Annotated in this window: 13 protein-coding genes; 8 read left to right on the top strand and 5 right to left on the bottom strand. The window is 64.8% G+C overall.

What is annotated here, in order from left to right:
* Positions 1-23 precede the first annotated feature (23 nt).
* Genes pyrR through IPK27_04660 form a run of 3 tightly spaced genes read right to left on the bottom strand, consistent with a single transcriptional unit; the run spans position 24 to position 1,510 of the window.
* Positions 24-578 carry a bifunctional pyr operon transcriptional regulator/uracil phosphoribosyltransferase PyrR gene (gene pyrR, locus IPK27_04650; protein MBK8066926.1) on the bottom strand — a complete coding sequence of 185 codons (555 nt, stop codon included), beginning with the start codon at positions 576-578 and terminating at the stop codon, positions 24-26.
* Entirely contained in the window at positions 508-945 is a 438-nt protein-coding gene (gene ruvX / locus IPK27_04655) for a Holliday junction resolvase RuvX (protein ID MBK8066927.1), read from the bottom strand. The genes pyrR and ruvX overlap by 71 nt, the downstream gene beginning before the upstream one ends.
* A gap of 1 nt (position 946) precedes the next feature.
* On the bottom strand, positions 947-1,510 hold the full coding sequence (locus IPK27_04660) for a YqgE/AlgH family protein (protein MBK8066928.1): 564 nt from the start codon (positions 1,508-1,510) through the stop codon (positions 947-949).
* Positions 1,511-1,696: 186 nt separating this feature from the next.
* Here IPK27_04660 and IPK27_04665 point away from each other — a divergent pair, with 186 nt between their 5' ends.
* On the top strand, positions 1,697-3,466 hold the full coding sequence (locus tag IPK27_04665) for a DUF1800 family protein (GenBank protein ID MBK8066929.1): 1,770 nt from the start codon (positions 1,697-1,699) through the stop codon (positions 3,464-3,466).
* A gap of 11 nt (positions 3,467-3,477) precedes the next feature.
* On the top strand, positions 3,478-5,097 hold the full coding sequence (locus IPK27_04670) for a DUF1501 domain-containing protein (protein MBK8066930.1): 1,620 nt from the start codon (positions 3,478-3,480) through the stop codon (positions 5,095-5,097).
* A 107-nt stretch (positions 5,098-5,204) separates the two neighbouring features.
* Here IPK27_04670 and IPK27_04675 read toward each other — a convergent pair whose 3' ends face one another.
* Complete coding sequence (locus IPK27_04675; GenBank protein MBK8066931.1) at positions 5,205-6,026, bottom strand: energy transducer TonB; 822 nt, start codon at positions 6,024-6,026, stop codon at positions 5,205-5,207.
* 41 nt (positions 6,027-6,067) lie between these two features.
* Positions 6,068-7,015: a glutathione synthase gene (gene gshB / locus IPK27_04680; GenBank protein MBK8066932.1), complete on the bottom strand. Its 948-nt coding sequence runs from the start codon at positions 7,013-7,015 to the stop codon at positions 6,068-6,070.
* A gap of 377 nt (positions 7,016-7,392) precedes the next feature.
* Here gshB and pilG point away from each other — a divergent pair, with 377 nt between their 5' ends.
* From pilG to IPK27_04710, 6 genes are all read left to right on the top strand, one after another.
* Positions 7,393-7,767, top strand: a complete 375-nt coding sequence (pilG, locus tag IPK27_04685; GenBank protein MBK8066933.1) for a twitching motility response regulator PilG — start codon at positions 7,393-7,395, stop codon at positions 7,765-7,767.
* A gap of 29 nt (positions 7,768-7,796) precedes the next feature.
* Positions 7,797-8,165 (top strand): response regulator, encoded by a 369-nt coding sequence (locus tag IPK27_04690; GenBank protein MBK8066934.1) that lies wholly within the window; start codon positions 7,797-7,799, stop codon positions 8,163-8,165.
* A gap of 10 nt (positions 8,166-8,175) precedes the next feature.
* Complete coding sequence (locus IPK27_04695) at positions 8,176-8,730, top strand: purine-binding chemotaxis protein CheW (GenBank protein MBK8066935.1); 555 nt, start codon at positions 8,176-8,178, stop codon at positions 8,728-8,730.
* Between the two features lie 51 nt (positions 8,731-8,781).
* Positions 8,782-10,818, top strand: a complete 2,037-nt coding sequence (locus IPK27_04700; GenBank protein MBK8066936.1) for a methyl-accepting chemotaxis protein — start codon at positions 8,782-8,784, stop codon at positions 10,816-10,818.
* Between the two features lie 139 nt (positions 10,819-10,957).
* Positions 10,958-18,361, top strand: a complete 7,404-nt coding sequence (locus IPK27_04705) for an Hpt domain-containing protein (protein ID MBK8066937.1) — start codon at positions 10,958-10,960, stop codon at positions 18,359-18,361.
* Positions 18,351-20,399: a chemotaxis protein CheB gene (locus IPK27_04710; protein ID MBK8066938.1), complete on the top strand. Its 2,049-nt coding sequence runs from the start codon at positions 18,351-18,353 to the stop codon at positions 20,397-20,399. The genes IPK27_04705 and IPK27_04710 overlap by 11 nt, the downstream gene beginning before the upstream one ends.
* Positions 20,400-20,421 lie beyond the last annotated feature (22 nt).

A 20,421-nucleotide genomic window follows, 5' to 3' on the forward strand; every position in this document is an offset into this window, starting at 1 on the left:
GTGCCCTCCAAAGTGCTTCGCTCTCATGCGCGTTCCACCAGCTCCAGGCGCAGCGGCGTGGGGCCTCGCAGTTTCACTTGCTGGCCGGCCGGCAGTGACAGCCGTGCACCGCAGGCGCCGGCTTCGATCGGCAGTTCGCGCCCGTTGCGGCTGACCAGCACCGCCAGGGTCACGCTCGCCGGGCGGCCATAGTCGAAGATCTCGTTCAGCGCGGCGCGGATGGTGCGCCCGGTGTAGAGCACGTCGTCGACCAGCACCAGGTGGCGGCCCTCCACATCCCAGGGGATGCTCGACGGACGCACCGTCGGGTGCATGCCGACGCGGGTGAAATCGTCGCGGTAGAAGCTGATGTCGAGCTCGCCGATAGGCTCTTCGACGCCCAGCGCTGCGGCCAGGTGGCGCGCCAGCCACACGCCGCCGGAGTGGATCCCGACCAGCCGCGGCGCCGCGATGTTGTGTTCCGCCAGGCGCACGCGGGTGGCGGTGACCAGGGCTTCGAGCAGTGGTTCAATGGCCGGCAAGTGCAAGGTAGTCCTCCAGAATGACGGCAGCTGCGTGCGCGTCGATGTCCACCGCATGTTTGCGGCGGGCGTTGCCGGCGGCGCGTTCGACTGCGAAGCGGCGCTTGGCCACCTGGGTCGAGCCGCGCTCGTCGTGTGCGATCACCGGCAGCCGGTAGCGCTCCTGCACTTTGCCGGCGAAGCTGCGTGCGCGCACGGTCATCGGCTGCTCGCCGCCCTCGCGGGTCAGCGGCAGTCCGACAACGAAGCCACCCGGCGCCCATTCGCCGACCAGCGCGTCGAGTGCCGTCCACAGCAGGTTCTCGGGCTGCATTGCCAGGGTCTTCAGCGGCCGCGCGCGCCCGGTCAGTTCATTGCCGACGGCGACGCCGAGATCACGCGTGCCCACATCGAGCCCGAGCCAGACGCCGGTCGCCGTGTTCACCTCAGGCGTGCCCGGCGTAGTCAGTCAGCAGGCGCATGTCGACGCCCGCCAGGCGCGCCGCGGCCTGCCAGCGCTGCTCCAGCGGAGTATCGAACAGGATCGAACCGCTTGCCGGTACGCTCAGCCAGGAGTTCTCGCGGATCTCGTCTTCCAGTTGCCCCGCGCCCCAGCCCGCATAGCCCAGCGCCACCAGCGCGCGCTGCGGACCGCGCCCCTCGGCCATCGCCGCCAGCACGTCGCGCGAGGTGGTGACTGCCACCTGGTCGGACACGCGGAAGGTGGAATCCCACGCAGAGCCCGCCTCGTGCACCACGAAACCGCGATCGGTCTGCACCGGGCCGCCGGCGTACACCGGCGTTTCCGCTAGTCCAGGCACCACGGTGCTGATGTTCATCTGCTCCAGCACCTCGCCCAGTATGAAGTTCGACAGGCGGTTGATCACGATGCCGAGCGCGCCCTCGGCGCTGTGCTGGCACAGCAGGGTCACACCGCGCGAGAAGTTCGGGTCGGCCAGGCCCGGCATCGCGATGAGCAGATGGTTGCCCAGGTAGGAAGAGGTCAGCATGGCGGCATTCTATCCCGCCGCATCCCGGATGGAGTGCGCCCGGACGGAGCGATTCGGTCACCGGTCAGGTGGTACCCGGTTCGAGGCGTGCGCCCGACCAGCGAGCCGACTGGCGTGGCGAGCGTCACATTCGGGTCCGCAATAGGAGGGCATACTGAATGCAGGCGCCGGATCGTCGGGGGCAACATGCAAGCGTTTCAATGGTTGGGTCGCTGCGCAATTGCGGCGATCGTTGCACTGGTTGCCGGGCACGCCCGGGCGCAGGTGCCGGATACCCTCTACCGGAGCAACTTCGAGAACGTCACCGATGCGCCGGCCAGTGATGCGGAGGCCGCGCGCTTCCTGACCCAAGCTACCTTTGGCCCGACACGTGCCGAGATTGCGCGGCTCCGGTCAATCGGCTACGGCCAATGGCTGGATCAACAGCTCTCGATGCCGGCGACGCTGACCCGCCCGTGGCTGGATACGCTGGCCCAGAATACCGATTTCACGCTCAATTCCGGTCATCGCGTAGACCGCTGGTGGGTCCAGGCGGTCTACGCTCCGGACCAGTTGCGCCAGCGCGTGGCATTCGCCCTGAGTCAGATCCTGGTCGCATCCGAGAGCGGCGGCATCGACACCCGGATGGTCGCGGAATACACCGACATCATGGCTCGCGGTGCCTTCGGCACCTATCGCAATTTGCTCAACGAGGTAACGTTCAGCCCGACCATGGGCCAGTGGCTGACCTATGTGCGCAACCGCGCTGCCTACCAGAGTGGCGGCTCCTTCGTGTTGCCGGACGAGAACTACGCCCGCGAAGTGATGCAGCTGTTTTCGTTCGGACTGGTCAAGCGCAATCTGGATTTCTCGCCGCAGCTTTCCGGCGGAAACCCGATTCCACCTACGACAACACGATCATCGCCGAGCTCGCACGGGTGTTCACCGGGCTTTCCTACCGGACGCACCAACTACACCGGAACCAGTTTCGGCAACAACACCAACGCCAATTTCGTGGCACCGATGGTGTGCTTCCCGATGGTCAGCGGCAGCAATTCCAACTACAGCGCAAATGGCCTGACGTTTCACGACATGGGGGCGAAGACGATCTTCGACGGGATCGTGCTGCCCGCCAACGCAACCAACAATCAGGCCAACTGCAACCAGGACTTCGCGAATGCGCTGAACGCCATTGCCAACCATGCCAGCGTCGCACCCTTCATCAGTCGGCAGCTGATCCAGCGCTTCGTCACCAGCAACCCCTCGCCGGCCTACATCCAGCGTGTCGCCACGGTCTTCAACAACAACGGCTCTGGGGTACGCGGTGATTTCGCCGCGGTGATCCGGGCGGTGCTGATGGACAGTGAGGCGCGCGGTGCGCCTTCCGGCAACTTCGGCAAATTGCGTGAGCCGGTGCTGCGTCTGACCGCATTGTGGCGCGGCCTGGATGTGATCCAGGGGCAACCGGAAACGTCGACCGGCAATGTCGGCAACATCAGCATGTCGCTTGGATTCGACAGCTCGCTCGCGCAGCGCCCGTACAACTCGCCGACGGTGTTCAACTTCTACGAGCCGGATTTCCAGAATCCGGGCGCCCTGCAGAATGCCAACCTGTACTCGCCCGAGTTCCAGATCCTCAACGAGTCGTCGATCACACGCCTCAACGACACCATCCAGAGCCGGATCGCGGACTGGTACGTCGGCAGCACGAGCTGCAATACCGTGACCCGGCCATGTGTGCCCTTCGCCCCGTACGTGGCAATGATCCAGACCGCCAATGCCACCACTTACGGGCAACTCGTCGACGAATTCAACCTGCGGCTGATGTACGGCGCGATGAGCGCCAACATGCGCAGCGTCCTGGTGAACATGCTCAGCTCCCAGTCCACACCGACCACCGACGCAACGCGCATCTCGCGCATCCAGCAGTTACTGCGCGTGATCATCGTGTCCCCCGAATTCTCCGTGCAGCGCTGAGGAATCCGATCATGTCCCGCATCCGTCGTGAACAGCGCCGCGAATTCCTCAAGCAGTTCTGCGCCACGCTTGCCGGGGGATCGGCTCTCTCGCTGATCCCGCAACTTCGCCTGATGCAGTCGGCACTGGCTGCCCCGGCTGGGGACACAGGGTACCGCGCGCTGGTCTGCGTGTTCCTCAATGGGGGCAGCGACAGCTTCAACTGGTTGGTGCCGAATGACGCGCGCCATGCGATCTACCTGGCCTCCCGCGGGGGCGTGTACAGCGGAACCAACGGCCCCCTGGGCCTGGCGCTGAACAGCCTGTTGCCGGTGAACCTCGCCGCTCCCGGGGGCGGTGCGCTCCCGGGTGGGGCGACCTATGGCCTGCATCCGGCCTGCGCGGACTGGACCTCGATCGACGACAACGGCGCGCAGAGCAACATGCCCGGACTGCAGACCCTGACCAACCAGGGCAAGATCGCGTGGCTGGCGAACACCGGGACCCTGGTGGTGCCGCTGACCAAGGCCACCTACAGTTCATTGCCGCGTCCGCCCCAACTGTACTCGCACAACGACCAGACCAACCTCTGGTTCCAGGGGCGCGAAACCGCGAACTTCCGCTACGGCTGGGGCGGTCAGGTGGCAGACCTGCTGTTTGGCCAGAACTCGCCGATCGTCGGCAGCACCCCGCCGTTGACGATGCCGATGAATGTCTCGTTCGCAGGCAGCAACCGTTTCCAGGTCGGAACGCAGGTGGTGCCTTACCAGATGTCCAGTTGCGGCGACCCGAATTCCGGAAACCCGTTCGCGGGTTCGATCGTCGGCACCAATTTCGCGAATTGCTCGGGAACCGACTCGCTGAACAATTTCCGCGCCTGCAGCAGCAGCACCCTGGATGCGGACGACCAAGCCCTGTGCGCGTTGCTGGGTGCCAGCGGCAACCTGTTCCAGACCGAGCACGCTGCGACCATGCGCAGGGCCATGGACCTCGCCGGGCAGATGGGTCTGAAATTGACCGGAACGCCCAATCCCTCGCTGCTGAACACGCCATTTCGCGCGCTTGCCGACAATCAGGCGGTGGCGGGGTACAACCTGGCGGCCGATGGCAACAACACCCTCGCCGAGCAGCTGGCGATGGTTGCCCGCATGATCAAGGTACGCAGTCAGCTCGGACAGTCGCGCAACATCTTCTTCGTTTCGCTGGGTGGCTTCGATACCCATGCCACCCAGATGCCCGACAACGGCCAGCCACGGTTGCTGCGCCGGGTCTCGCGCGCGCTCGGCGCCTTCTACCAGGCCCTGGTCGAAATGGGCGTGGAGAACAGCGTCACGACATTCACCATGAGTGAGTTCTCGCGAACACTGAACTCGAATGGAGATGGCAGCGACCATGCGTGGGGTGGCACCCATCTGGTGATGGGCGGTGCCGTCAACGGAGGCAATGCCACCAGCGGGCGCCTGTATGGCACTTTCCCCGATCTGACCCTGAACGGCCCCGACTGCTTCTCACGTGGGCAGATGATCCCGACCACGGCGATGGACCAGATGGCCGCTACCCTGGCCAGCTGGATGGGTCTCAGCGCCGGTCAGGTCGATGCCATCTTCCCGAACCTATCGAATTTCTCCAGCGCGAACCTCGGGTTCATGTGAGGAGAGAGTGAGTGGTGAGTAATGAGTGGTGAGCAAGAGCCGGCAAGGCCGACCTGACCCGGCGTCGCCGGCTGTTACTCACCACTCACTACTCACCATTCACACCCTCAGCGCATTGACACATCTCCGGCCACGAACTGCCAGGTCCGGGTGATGTGCAGGATGTCGATTTCCTCCTTGCCCTGCGGAACCGGCGTGAATGGCGCCGACAGTTCGACGATCCGTTGCGCGGCGTCGTCGAGAACTGCCTGGCCCGAGGAGCGAATGATGTCGATCCGTTCCAGGCTGCCGTCCTTGTTGATCGCCACGGTCAGAACCAGGCTGCCTTCGAGTTTGCGCCGGCGAGCTTCGTCCGGGTAATTCAGGTTGCCGACGCGCTCGACTCGCGCCACCCATGCGGCCATGTAGTTGGCATAGGCGTACTCGCGGGTGTTGGCCGAAATGAACTTGCGCTTGGGGCGCTTGGCATATGCCTGGGCCTGGCGGTCGAGTTCCGAGGCGAGGCGGGCCATTTCCATGCTGCGTTCGATCGGAATCTCGTCGCGCGGGAGTTCGCGCTGGCGGCGCTCTTCGCGCGGCTGGACCGGGCTTACCTGCAGCGCAGACTGGTCCTGGGTGAGCACCGGTGTGGGCGCCGTCTCCGCGGGCTTGGGCGCAGGCGCCGCCGCACGGACAGGCATTGGCGCCACGCCCTCCTCGGGTTTGGGTACAGGCGAAGTGAACACCTGGGTCGGGCGCTTCGCCTCCTCACTGGTGCCGCCGCCGGCCTGAGCGGCATTGGCCAGGAAATCCGCCTTGTCCGGGGTCTCCTGGGTGGCTGATTGCACCAGGATCACGTCCAGCGCGGGCAGCGCCGACCCGGGCGAATCCTCGTCCGTGAAGCCCACGCCGAAGATCAGCACCGCATGGATCACGGTGGCGAACAGCAGGGTCAGCGACAGGCGGTCGCCGCTATCGATCGGTGCCGCACTCACTCGCGCATCGCCTCGAGCCGGTCGAACAGCATGCCGGCAATGTTGATGCCAAATTGTGCGTCGAGTTCGCGGATGCAGGTCGGGCTGGTCACGTTCACCTCGGTGAGATAACTGCCGATCACGTCGAGTCCGACGAACACCAGTCCACGCCGCTTCAGTTCCGGCCCCACCTCACTGCAGATCCAGCGATCGCGCTCGCTCAGCGGCTGGCCGCGACCGCTGCCGCCCTTGGCGAGATTGCCGCGGAACTCGCCGGCGCGCGGGATGCGCGCCAGTGCGTAGGGCACCGGTTCGCCGTCGATCATCAGGATGCGCTTGTCGCCGTCGACGATCTCGGGGATGTAGCGCTGGATCAGCGCAGCCCTCGTGCCTTCCTGCGTGACCGTCTCGAAAATCACATTGAGGTTGGGATCCTCGAGGTTCACCCGGAAGATCGAGGTGCCGCCCATCGAGTCCAGCACCTTGACCACCGACGGCCCGTGCTCTGCGACAAAACCGCGCAGGTCGGACGGCTGGCGCGACACCAGCGTCGGCGGACAGCACTGCGGGAACAGCGCGGTGAACAACTTCTCGTTGGCATCGCGCAGCGCGGCCGGCCGGTTGACCACGTGTGCGCCCTGCGCCTCGGCGCGTTCCAGGATCTGGGTGTCGTAGAGGTACTCGGAGTCGAACGGAGGATCCTTGCGCATCAGGATCCAGTCAAACTCGCCAGCGTCATGGATCCGGGGCTCACTCTGTTCGAACCAGCCGTGCGGGTCATCCTTGACGCGGGTCGGGCGGGTGCGCAGCCAGGCGCGGCCGTTGGCGAGTCCCAGGTCGCGCTGCTCCAGCACGTGGATTTCATGCCCGCGGCGCTGTGCCTCCAGCAACATCGCGAAGGTCGAGTCCTTGTGAATTTTCAGCTTCTGGATCGGATCCATCAGCACGGCCAGGCGGCGGGGCATGCGCCAACTCCTTGAAACGACGGGATTTGCCCCTTCGGCGCGAGTGCTGCTGCCGGGGGGCTCGCCTATTATGCCTGCGCAGGTGCAAAATCCCCTGTATCGTGATCGGGTAAAGTCCGGTCAGCAAGGCGCAGACGGGTGTCGGGAATCGAGCAAGCACAAACACTTGCAACGCAATCTTGACATTCGTTGGAGGCTTGGCTAAAGAGCTTCAGGAGAGTTCTCGCGATCTGGCAGGCATGCGGTCGACGAGGGGGGCACGATCCAGGCCGGCGCACGCCGGCACAGGGCGGCAGCGCGTCGCACTGACGACAAACGTGGCGGAGGTGGGAGTGGACGAGTCGCAGAACAAGGGAAGCCTCGCCGGGCTGCGAGTGATGGTCATCGACGACAGCAAGACCATCCGCAGGACTGCCGAAACATTGCTCAAGAAGGAAGGCTGTGACGTGGTCACCGCCACCGACGGGTTCGAGGCGCTGGCCAAGATCTCGGACCACCAGCCGCACATCATTTTCGTCGACATCATGATGCCGCGCCTGGATGGCTATCAGACGTGTGCGCTGATCAAGAACAATCAGGTGTTCAAAGGCACGCCGGTGATCATGCTGTCCAGCAAGGATGGCCTGTTCGACAAGGCACGCGGCCGCATCGTTGGTTCGGAACAGTACCTGACCAAGCCGTTCACCCGCGAAGAACTGCTCGGTGCGATCCGTCGCTACGTCGACGCGCGCACCGCGGCACCTCAGCACTAGTCAGGGAACATGCCGACGGGGAGGTCTGCATGGCACGGATACTGATCGTCGACGACTCGCCCACCGACGTCCGCGTACTCAGCGGCATGCTGGAACGGGCCGGGCATCAGGTTTCTTCGGCCGCCAGCGCAGAGGATGGCATCGCCCGCGCGCGGCAGGAATTGCCAGACCTGATCCTGATGGACGTGATCATGCCCGGGACCAACGGTTTCCAGGCGACGCGCACGCTGAGTCGGGATCCTGACACCTCGCACATCCCGGTGATCATCTGCACCACCAAGAACATGGAAACCGACCGCATCTGGGGCATGCGCCAGGGTGCGAAGGACTTCATCACCAAGCCGCCCGGCGAGCGCGATCTCGTGGCGCGGATCCAGTCCCTGTTGAAGGCATCCTGAGGAAGCATCGATGGTCGATCTGCCCGAAGGCGCTGCGCTGAATCCGTTCACGATCCTGCTCGACTACGAGCGCCGCAGCCTTTCGCATGTCGCCGGCCTGCCGGAGCAGCTGGACGCGCCGGGTCTCTGGCGCGCCATCGCCTATCGTCTCGGCGATGCCTTCCTCGTCAGCGACATCTCCGAAGTCAACGAAATCCTGATGTTCCCGCAGATCACCCCGGTGCCAGGCACCAAGGCATGGTTGCTCGGTATCGCGAATGTGCGCGGCAACCTGGTGACCGTGGTGCATCTGCGCGGATTCCTGGAAGGCGAGCCCTTCCGCGTCAACGAACGTACCCGCGTGCTCGTCGTGCGCCTGGCCAGTGGTAGCGTCGGTCTCGTGGTCGACGAAGTCCTTGGCCAGCGCAGCTTCGTCGAGGAGAACATGCGCGACATCGAGAACTACGCGGATTCGCCGGTCAGCCGTTTCCTCGAGAGCGAGTATCGGCAAGGGCAATCGAGTTGGGGTGTTTTCAGCATGAACGCGCTCATGCGGGCGCCGGATTTCATGCAGGCAGCGGCCTGAAGCGGCCGACTATCGGGGTTTGGACGGGACGACAGTGGGGGTTATAGAGCGATGAGTGCGGCAGCCGGCGGTATCCAACAGCGCGAAAGCTCGACCATGCTCGCCATCCTCGTGGTGGTGTTGCTGGTCGGCCTCGTGGGCCTGATCGCGAACTTCTTCTTCGCGAACGTGAACAACAACGAGGACCGTGCCGCAATCGGTCTGTCCACCGACATCCGCGTGTACTCGCAGCAGTTGGCGAAGTTCGCGGCGCAGGCGGCCGGTGGTCAGGCCGAGGCCTTCGATGAACTGAAGGAAATCAAGGAGACGATCCAGGCGCACCTGCAGAAGCTGACCAACGGCGATCCGCAGGAAGGCGTGCCCTCGATCGGAAAGAACCCCGAAGTCGAGGTCGCGCTGAACGCGGTCAAGGACACCTGGGCGCCGATTCAGCAGGCGGCGGATGTCATCCTTGCGCGCCGGGATGTGGTCGAGGACCTCAACGCCACGGCGACCGAGTTCCAGGACAAGATCCCGCTGCTGCAGGCGCGCACCGATGAAATGACCCAGTTGCTCGCCACCCGCGGTGCGCCGCAGGACCAGGTCTACATCGCCGGCCGCCAGAACACCTTGGCCGACCGCATGTTGCGCCGCCTGAACGAAGTGCTGCAGGGTGGTCAGACGGCATCCACTGCCGCCGACGGGTTCAACCGCGACGCCGCGGTGTTCGGCCAGATCCTGGACGCGCTGCAGAACGGATCCGACGAGCAGGGCATCCGCGCGATCGGCGTCCCGGAAGCGCGCAATGTGCTCAGCGACATCTACGGCATCTTCCAGGAACTCGGGCAGTACGTCGAAAGCATCACCACCGGTGCCATCGATCTGATCGACGTGCGCGAGGCCGCCAACACCGTATCGCTCGACTCCGAGCAGTTGCTGGAAGACGCCGAGCAGCTGTCGGTGGAATACGCCGAACAGGCCGGTCGCCGCACCTTCCCGTCGCTCACCGCTGCCATCGGTTCCGGCGCCCTTGCGGCCTTGGCCCTGGTGCTGTTGGCGATCTTGATCTACCGCGACCAGGCCCGCCGCTACAAGATCACCGCCGACCTCAACCAGCGTAACCAGGAAGCCATTCTGCGCCTCCTGGACGAAATGGGATCGCTCGCAGAAGGCGACCTGACGGTAAAGGCGACCGTGACCGAGGACATCACCGGCGCAATCGCGGACTCCATCAACTTCGCGGTGGAAGCACTCCGCAGCCTGGTGACCACCATCAACGAGACCGCCGTGCAGGTGGCCGCCGCCGCCCAGGAAACCCAGGCCACTGCAATGCACCTCGCAGAAGCCGCGGAACACCAGGCGCAGCAGATCACCTCGGCCTCGGCTGCGATCAACGAAATCGCGGTCTCGATCGACGAGGTATCGCGCAACTCGGCCGAGAGCGCCGACGTGGCGCAACGCTCGGTGCAAATCGCAGGCAAGGGCGCGGCGATCGTGCGCCAGACGATTCAGGGCATGGACAACATCCGTGACCAGATCCAGGAAACCTCGAAGCGAATCAAGCGTCTGGGTGAATCGTCGCAGGAAATCGGTTCGATCGTGGAACTGATCAACGACATCGCGGAACAGACCAACATTCTCGCGCTGAACGCCGCCATTCAGGCGGCCTCCGCCGGTGAAGCCGGTCGCGGATTCGCGGTGGTGGCGGACGAAGTGCAGCGACTCGCAGAACGCTCCGCCAACGCCACGAAACGTATCGAAACGCTGGTGCAGACGATTCAATCCGACACCAACGAAGCGGTGAGCTCGATGGAGCAGACCACCGCGGAAGTGGTCGCCGGTGCCCGCCTCGCCGAAGACGCGGGTCTGGCGCTGGGTGAGATTGAAAAGGTGTCGAACGACCTTGCAGACCTCATTCAGAACATCTCGCAGGCTGCGCGTCAGCAGTCCGCTGCTGCGACGAACATCTCGGCAACGATGAACGTGATTCAGGAAATTACGACCCAGACTTCGGTGGGCGCCAGCCAGACGGCGGAGTCCATCGGAAACCTGGCGCAGCTCGCAGCAGACTTGCGACGCTCGGTAGCCGACTTCAAGCTGCCGAATTGAGCACGATGCGGAACTGCACCACCATGGCGACGCTGCGGGCCGATTGCCGCAGCGCGGGCAGCAGGCGCAAGCAGGACGCGCGGCAAAGCCGGAATGGGCAACGCCTTGTCAGGCATAGCCGCGAAAAAGGAGTCCGCGGATGAGGCTTCAAGACGACATCGACTTCACCACGCTGACCTGGGTCAAGCAGGAACTGGACGACACGCTGAAGCAGGCGCAACAGGCGCTGGAAGCTTTCGTCGAGGACAGTTCCGACAAGAGCCAGATGCGTTTCTGCGCCAGCTACCTGCACCAGGTGCAGGGGACGCTGCGCATGGTCGAACTCTACGGCGCCGCGATGGTGGTCGAGGAAATGGAGCGCCTGGCGCTCGGTTTGCTCGACGGTCAGATCAAGCAGGCCGAAGATGCCTATACCGTGCTCATGCGCGGCATGGTGCAACTGCCCGACTATCTTGAGCGCCTGCCAAGCGGCCACCGCGATATTCCAATCGTGTTGTTGCCGCTGTTGAACGATTTGCGCGCCTGCCGCGGCGAGAAGCTGCTCAGCGAGACCTCACTGTTCTCGCCGGACCTGGGCGCTGCGCTACCGGCATCCGCCGGCGGTGCCAAGACAGCCGTCCCGCAGCCGATGATCGCGGCCAACGGCGGGCGTCTCCGCCTCGCCTTCCAGTTCGGCCTGCTGAAATGGTTCAAGGGCGATGATGTCGACGGCAACCTGACGCGCCTGGTCGCAATCCTCGATCGCGTGCGCTCGATGCTGGTGCAGATCGATGCCCGCCGCCTGTTCTGGGTCGCGGCCGGCGCGCTCGAAGCGGTGCTGGTCAAGGGCGTCGAGGCCTCGGTCGCACTGAAACTGCTGGTCGGCAGGGTCGATCGCGAACTCAAGCGGCTGATCGACGCCGGCGAGTCGTCGTTCTCCGGTTCGCCGCCGAATGATCTGACCAAGAGCCTGTTGTATTACGTCGCGCAATCCAAGGCGACCACAGAGCGCATCAGCGAACTGCGTCAGATCTACAAGCTCGACAAGCTGATGCCCAGCGAGGCTGAGCTGGAACACGCTCGCGGCGCGCTCTCCGGGCACAACCGCGCACTGTTGGAGACGGTCGGGACCGCCATCAAGGAAGATCTGTTGCGCGTCAAGGACGCTCTGGATCTTTACCTGCGCACCGGCAGCGGGAATGTCGAGGACCTGGCCCCACAAGGCGAGGCCCTTCACCGTGTTGCCGACACGCTGGGCATGCTTGGCCTAGGGGTGCCGCGGCGTGTGGTGCTCGATCAGCAGGACATCCTCGAACGCATCGTGCGTGGGCGCCAGCCCGCCGAGGAAAGCGCCCTGCTCGACATCGCCGGATCGCTGTTGTACGTGGAATCCTCGCTCGATGACCACATCGAGCGCCTCGGCGCCGACCAGCGCGAGGTTGCACCGCCGAGCGGTGGCTTTGAACTGCCGCAGGCGGAAGTGCGCAAGATCCTCGATGCGACGACCAAGGAAGCGTCGGCGAACATCCAGCAGGCCAAGCAGGACATCGTTGCCTTCATCGAGTCGCCCTGGGATCACAGCAAGATCGAGCAGATCCCGCGACTGCTGGAGGAAATCAGCGGCGCGATGCGCATGTTGAACCTGCCTGAGCCGGCGGCCCTGTTGCAGGGTGTGGTGCGCTTCGCCGAAGTCGAGCTCCTGCAGCACCGGCGTGTACCGTCGGGCGACCAGCTCGACCTGATGGCCGACGCGATCGCGTCCATCGAGTTCTACCTCGAGGCGGTCAAGGAAGGTCGTCGTAACCGCGACAAGATCCTGGATGTCACCCGTCGCAGCCTGGAAGCGCTCGGCTATTGGCCGCTACCCGAGGAAGGTGCCGAGCCCGCAACTGCCGTTTCCATCGAAACCACGGCACCCACCCCGGTGGAAGTGCCCACGGCAGCCGAGTTCCCGACTTTCCCGGATACCTTCACCACCGAGCGGGTGGCCACGCCCGAACCCGCAGACGGCATGATCGAGGCTGCCGCCCCCACGGAGGCTCCGGTCAGCGAGGCCAGCGCGGTGGAAGCGCTGATTGCCAGTTTCGCCCAGCCTGAGCCGCCGGCCAGCGAGCCCGAGGCACCGCCGATGGCGGCGGTGGAGGCCGAGATCCGGAGCGCCGTCGAAATAGCGCCGGGCCCTGGACTTGAGTCCCTGGTGGTCGGCGAGAGTGCCGCGGAGGCCCTCGCGCCGTCGATTCAGGACCTCGACGGTCTGCGCATTTCGCTGGAACCCGAAGCAGCGACGGCAGAGCCCATCGACGAGGCACCAGCTGCTACCGTCACCGCCGAGGTCGCACCCGAACCGACTGTGGAATCGTTGGCCGAGGTGGCAGTTGCAGAGGTGCCCGAACAGGTCGCACCTGAGCTTGCGGACCCGTTGCCGGAGCCTTCGCTCGAGCTGACGACGACCGACCTCAGTTTCATCGAAGAGGCGCCGATCGAGCTACCGCCCCTGGCGCCCGAGCCTTCCGCCCCGGCGGTCGAGGCGTTGCCGCCGGAGCCAGTGGTGGCGCCGCGGGTCGAAGCACCGGCAGCACCTCCGGCGATGCCGCCCGGCATCAAGTTGCCCGATGTCGGCTTCCACTCGGTACCTTCGGACGAGATCGACGACGAGATCCGCGAGGTTTTCGTAGAGGAAGTTCAGGACGAACTGGACAACCTGAACCGGCAATATCCGGCCTGGAAGAACGATCTCGGCGATCTTGAGAAGCTCAAGCCCGTGCGTCGTTCCTTCCACACCTTGAAGGGCAGCGGACGACTGGTGGGTGCACTCGCCATCGGTGAGTACGCTTGGAAGATCGAGAACATGCTGAACCGCGTTCTCGACAAGACCATTCAGCCGACGCCCGCGGTACTCGATCTGCTGGACCACGCCATCGCGGCATTACCCGGCATGCTGGCGGCCCTCAAGGGTGAGGGCCAACCAGATGCCAACGTCGGAACGATCATGTGGGTTGCCGAACAACTGGCGACCGGCCAGGAGGTTTGGCTCCCAAAATCCTCGCCCGCCCCGGTGGACACGGCTGAATCGCCGGCCTCCGAGGCGGGCGGTGCAGATGAAACCGACGCCCGGGCGACCGATGAGTTGGCTGAGTTGGTGGTAGCGGAAGGGGTCCAGGCCACTGTCGAGCCCGAGGCTATCGCCGAGTCGGGGGTCGACGCGGAAGAAATGGCAGAGTTGGAGAGTCGGGAGCCCACCGCGATCGAACCCGAGGCGGTCACGGCGGACTTGGCGGCGCACGCGCAACCAGAAATTGAACCGGAGCTCCCGGAACAGCCGCTGGAAATGCTCGAGGCCGAAGTCGCCGGGGCATCCACGCTCGCCGAACCGGTGAGTGGGGGGGGCATCTCCGAACAATTTTCCCAGGAAGGCGAGGGCGCCGAGTCGCGAGGTGAGGCCGAACCGGACGCCGCTGTCGTTGAAGATTTGCGCGACGAACTCGCGTCACTGGAAGCCGAAGTTGCCGAATTGCCGGCGGAAATCCCGGCAGACGAGGGCATGGCCCAGGGGGATTCCGGAGCCGCTGCGGAGCCGGGGAGCGAGATGGCCGAGCCCTCGCCGCTCGATGTCGACCCGATGCTGATGGAAATTCTCGGCAGCGAAGTCGAGGCTCACCTCACGACCATCCGCGGTTACCTTGCGGAAACCGAGCGCAATGGTCCGTTCGCGGTTACCGAGGAACTGCTGCGCGCCGTGCACACGCTCAACGGCGCGCTGTCGATGGTTGACCTGCCGGTGCTGACCCGAGTGGTGGCGCCGCTGGAGGGCTATCTGAAGCGGCTGCGTGCGCGCAGTCTGGAGCCGTCGCCCGACGGGATCGTCGCCCTGCGCGAGTCTGCCGACTGCATCGCCGAGGTCATGCGCCTGCTGCAGGCGCGTCAGCCCCTGCCCGACACCAGCAACCTCGCTGAACAGGTGCTTTCACTGCGGGAAGGACTGCCGGCGCCTGATCATCCCTTCCACGGGTTCGGAATCCAGGTCGCAGACGAGGCGAAGGACGAGACGCGTGAAGCTGCCGCCGATGCCGTCGGCACTGCTGATGCCCGCCCCTGGTATGAGGCCGAACCTGAAACAGCCGTGGAACTCACCGAGGTTTTCGACGCCAGCGAGTCGGCGGTCGACGCCAACCAGCCAGAGGTGCAAGACGAAGGCGGCGTGGAAGCTGTCGCGCCTTCCGAGCCCGAATCAGAATCGCTTGGAGACTCGGATTTCTCCGACATCGACCACCTGTTTGCCGAAATTCCGGTGGAATCGGCGCCTGCGCCTGAATTGGCCGGCGAGTCTGCGGACGTCGTGCAAGGCGTCGAAGCGGATGTCGCGACCGAGGCCGTTGAGCTCTCGGATCAATGGTTCGATGAAGTTCCAGCGGACTCTGCGCCTGCGGCCGAAGCGGCCGACGAGTCCTCCGCAGTAATCGTGCAGGGCGTTGAAGCGGATGTCGCGGTCGAGGCCGTTGAGCTTTCGGATCAATGGTTCGATGAAGCTCCAGCGGTCGCGGCGTCTGCGTCCGAGCCGGCCGGCGAGTCCGAGCCTGCGTTGGCGGAGGCGGCGACGTCCCAGGAATCCCTGGCGGAAACCGAAGGTCTCGACGACGTGCCGCGAATGCTCGCCGAGTTCACTGCGGACCTGGCGGACGAAGACACCAACGTTTTCCAGGCGCACCCAGCGGACCAGCAGGAAGTGGAGCACCAAGCCGAAGCTGTCGACGCTGACGTCGAGGACGCGCAGCCTGCTGCGATCGAAACTGATCAAGCGGAGGACGGTGATTTCGAGGTGTCCGCATCGGAGCCTGAAGAACTGGCGCACAGCCATCTCCAGCTCTTCGAGCACGCCGATACGCATGCGATCGACGCGCAATCCGACGAGCCCGCCCATCTGGCGGCAGTTCCGGAGGTCGCCGGTCTGGAGGTCGCAACCCCAATTGACGCCGCGGAACAACCGAGCGTGGCGTCCGATGAACCGGATGGCGCCGACCAGACTGTCTCCACGATCGCTGAATCGGTGCACGTGCGCGGCCCGGTCGATTTGGATCCTCCGGGGGCGCTCGATCTGCCGGACATGGATCTGGATCTGCTCGACATTTTTGTCGAGGAAGGTGTGGACATTCTTGACCATGCCGACGGCATGATGGCGCGGCTGCGCGAGTCACCTGAGGACCGCGAATCGGTAGCCTCGCTGCAGCGCGACCTGCACACGCTGAAGGGTGGCGCGCGCATGGCGGGCCTGTTCCCGATCGGCGACCTCAGCCACGCGATGGAATCCTTGTTCGAATCCATCGCGCATGGCGAGCGCAGCGCAACGCGTCCCGCGATCGAGGCGCTGGAGAAGGCCTTCGACCGCCTTCATGGCATGGTCCAGCGAGTCCGCGCGCGCCAGGCAATCGCGCTGCCCGAACACACCATTGCGCGAATCGAGATGATCCTCGACGGTCGCGAGGACGAACTGCTTGCGACCACGGTCGAGACCGTCGAATTGGCTGGCCCCGACGAAGCGGCTGGTTCCAGCGAGACGACGTCGCCCGAGGTGTCGCAACCAGCAGAAAGCACCGCGGGGGAAGAGGAGACCGCGGAAGCCCCTGCGCGCAAGGTGATCCCGGCGCGTCCAACCCAGCGTGGTGTGCAGCGCAAGACCCAGTTGGATGAGGACGAGGCGGCGGCGCGCGCGGCGCAGCAGGAACTCATCCGCGTACGCGCCGACCTGCTCGACAATCTGGTCAATTTCGCCGGCGAAGTCTCGATCTACCGCTCGCGCCTTGAAGCGCAGATGGGCGGCTTCCGCTTCAACCTGGTGGAGTTCGAACAGACGGTCAGCCGTCTGCGTGAACAGCTGCGCAAGCTGGAAATGGAGACCGAGGCGCAGATCCTGTCGCGCTTCCAGCGCGAAAGCGAGCAATCGGGGAACACCGAGTTTGATCCGCTCGAACTGGACCGTTGCTCCACCCTGCAGCAGTTGTCGCGTGCGCTGGCCGAGTCCGTATCCGACTTGGTCTCGATTCAGAACCTGCTCGACGACATCGCGCGCCAGTCGGAAACCTTGCTGCTGCAACAGTCGCGCGTCAGCTCGGACCTGCAAGAAGGCCTCATGCGCACGCGCATGGTGCCCTTCGAGAGTCTGGTGCCGCGTCTGCGCCGTATCCTGCGTCAAACCGCCGCCGAACTCGGCAAGAAAGCCCAGCTGAAAGTCGAGGGAACGCAAGGCGAAATGGACCGCACCGTGCTCGAGCGCATGACCGCGCCCTTCGAGCACATGTTGCGCAACTCGCTGGCCCACGGCATCGAGTTGCCCGAGGTGCGTCGAGCCAAGGGCAAGCCCGAGGAAGGTACCGTCGCCATCCGCGTGTCGCGGGAAGCGACCGAAGTGCTCATCCAGGTGACCGACGACGGCGCTGGCATGAACCGCGACGCGATCCGCCGCAAGGCGGTCGAACGCGGTCTCATGACCCAGGACGCAACCCTGTCTGACCGCGACATCTTCCAGTTCGTGCTGGAGGCAGGCTTCTCGACCGCGAGTGAAGTGAGCAAGGTCGCTGGCCGCGGCGTGGGTATGGACGTCGTCGCCAGTGAGGTCAAGCAGCTTGGCGGATCGCTGGAACTGGACTCCGAATCCGGCCAGGGTACCCGCATTACCATCCGTCTGCCGTTCACCCTGGCGGTGGCGCAGGCAGTCATGGTCAAGCTTGGTGATGCCACCTATGCCATCCCGATGTCCTCGATCACCGGCGTCACACGGATGCCGCGCAAGGAACTTGACCGCCGTATCGAGCAGAAGAACCTCGATGTCGTTTACGGCGGCGAGACCTACCAGATCTACGATCTCGGCGATCTGCTGCGGCAGCCGGTCAGTCACGGCATCGACGAAACGCAGGTGCCACTGCTGATGAGTCGCACTGGCGACCAGCGGGCGGCAGTCCGCGTGACTCAGGTGATTGGTTCGAAGGAAGTGGTGGTCAAGTCCGCGGGTGCGCAACTTTCCGTCGTACCCGGCATCTTCGGTGCGACGATCATGGGCGATGGTCGCGTGGTGGTCATTCTTGACCTCGCGCCGCTGGTGCGTCACGGCGTAGCGCTGCGCCAGGCACCGGAGTTGGCCGCGGAACTCGAACTGCTCGAACCGGTCGTGGAACCGGCCGCGCGCCGGCAACCGCTGGTCATGGTGGTCGACGACTCGATCACGATGCGCAAGGTCACGACTCGCGTGCTGGAACGCAGCAATTTCGACGTGTTCACGGCGAAGGACGGCCTCGACGCCGTCGAGCAGTTGCAGGACCGCATGCCGGACGTGATCCTGCTCGACATCGAAATGCCGCGAATGGACGGATACGAGGTCGCGACCTACATTCGCAACGACCAGCGCCTGAAGCACATCCCGATCATCATGATCACCTCGCGCACCGGTGAGAAACATCGCCAGCGCGCACTTGAAGTGGGCGTCGATCGCTACCTCGGCAAGCCCTATCAGGAGACCGATCTGCTGAAGAACGTACAGGATGCGCTGACTGCGGGGCATGCCAATGTCCACTGAGATCCGGGTTGCACTGGTCTACCAGCAGGACGAGGGCAGCAAGGCACTGCGCGGAGCACTCGCCAATGCCGGAGTCGAGATTGCGATCGAGCGCCGCGCGAGCGAACTGGATTCGGCGGCGATCATCGCCAGTGATGTCGATGCAATCGTGGTCAACCTGGATCCGGAGCTCGAGGATCTGCTCGACGAAGTGACCGACGCGCTTGACCGTGCGACACAACCGGTCATTTTCAATGATCCCGCTGCGTCGAGCGACCTCTCGGGTTGGGACCGGGCTCGCTGGCTGCGGCACCTGTCTGCCAAGTTGAAGGGCAGGACCGACGTCACACCACCGGCTCCTCCGGGCGCACAGGCGATCCCGACGCCGGCGCCGCGCCAGATTGCCGCCGTAGCGGTGCCCGCGGTGGCCGCCGCCACCCAGGCAGCCGAGGTTCCCACGCCGGAACCGGTCGAGCCTCAGGTGGAGATCAGCCTGGCAGATCTCGACTCGATGTTCGGTGCTCCCGAAAGTCAGGGAGCTGCTCCGGCCGTGGAGCCCACTGTGGCGCTGACCATCGGTGAGGACATCGGCGACCTGGATGCCTTCTTCGAACAATCAGTGGAACTGGTGGACCTTGGGCCGAAGCCCGAGCCGCCCAGTGTGCCGGCGGCGTCCGTCGACGGTTCTCCAGCACCGGAAGCCGCCGACGCGCTGGATCTGGATTCCCTGTTCGCCAGCGAACCTGCAGCCGATCCACCGTCAATACAATTGGCGAGCGCCGATGAGTTGAATGAACTCGACGCGCTGTTCGCCCAGGTTCCCGCGGACGAACTGGCGACTCCGGGCGCACCGGCCGCCACCGCGGGCGAACTTCAGGACCTGGATGCATTGTTCCAGGAGTTCGAGGCGAGCCAGAAGTCCGAGTCAGCGCCGCGAGCGGAACCAGCGGCCGAGCCGGCGAAGCAGGAGCCGGCCAAGAGCTCATTCGGGTCCTTGTCCGCAGCCTGGTCGCTCGAGGAAATCGAAGAAGAGAAGTTGCCGGATCCGGGACTTGAAACGGGCAAGCTGGTCGCAGAGTGGCGGCTGGATGTCCCCGCAAAGCCAGCAGCAGCGAAGCCGTTGGCCACCAAGCCGGAAGCTCCGGCACCCAGGGAGACATCGGGTCCGAGCATTCCCGAGCACCTTGAGGCCTCGCTCGCCAGCGTCAACCTTCAGTTGCTCGACGACGATGTCGCACCCGCATCCCCCTCGGCCGCCGCGAGCGAAATCGAAGCGCTCGATCTCTCGGGAATCGGGTTCGACGATGCACCTGCCTCGCCTGCCACCGGAGTCATCGACGAGCTGTCGCTGACTGATATCGAGTTTGACCTCGATCTCGCCGGCCAGGCAACTGGGCCTGCGCCTGCGAGTCCTGTGGGTAGCCAGTTCGATGCCGACCTCGGCGACCTGGACGCACTGTTCGCGACGGCCCCGGCGACGAAACTGTCGCTGCCCGACCTGAACAGGGTCTTCGTCCTGGGCGCTTCGATCGGAGGGCCAGAGGCCATCAAGGCCTTCCTGGCGCGCTTGCCCGCGCAAGTGCCGGCTGCCTTCATCGTTGCGCAACACATGGGCAGCGAGTTTCTGGAAATGATGGCGGCGCAGCTCGACGCAGCCACCGCGCTGTCGGTGCGCTTCCCCAAGTCCGGCGAGAGGTTGCGCCACGGCGAGGTTCTGGTGGCGCCGGCGACCGAACACCTGACCCTCGATGCAGAGGGACGCGTGCAGCTCAGTGCGGCACCGTCAGGCTCGCCCTACAGTCCGTCGATTGACCAGCTGGCGCACGACGCTGCCGATCGCTTCGGCGACCATGCGACGCTGATCCTGTTCAGCGGCATGGGTACGGATGCCATTGAAGGCGGGCGCTACCTGTCCTCGCGCGGCGGCCAGGTGTGGGCACAGGATCGTGCCAGCTGTGTCATCGCCACGATGATCGACGCGGCACGTTCCGAGGGCCTCTTGCGCTTTGAAGGGAGCCCCGTGCAACTGGCCGAGCGCGTGCTGAAACTGGTGTCCTGAGACACCAATGACCGCGACTTGT

The organism is Rhodanobacteraceae bacterium (assembly GCA_016713135.1).
In the GTDB taxonomy this organism is placed as follows: domain Bacteria; phylum Pseudomonadota; class Gammaproteobacteria; order Xanthomonadales; family SZUA-5; genus JADKFD01.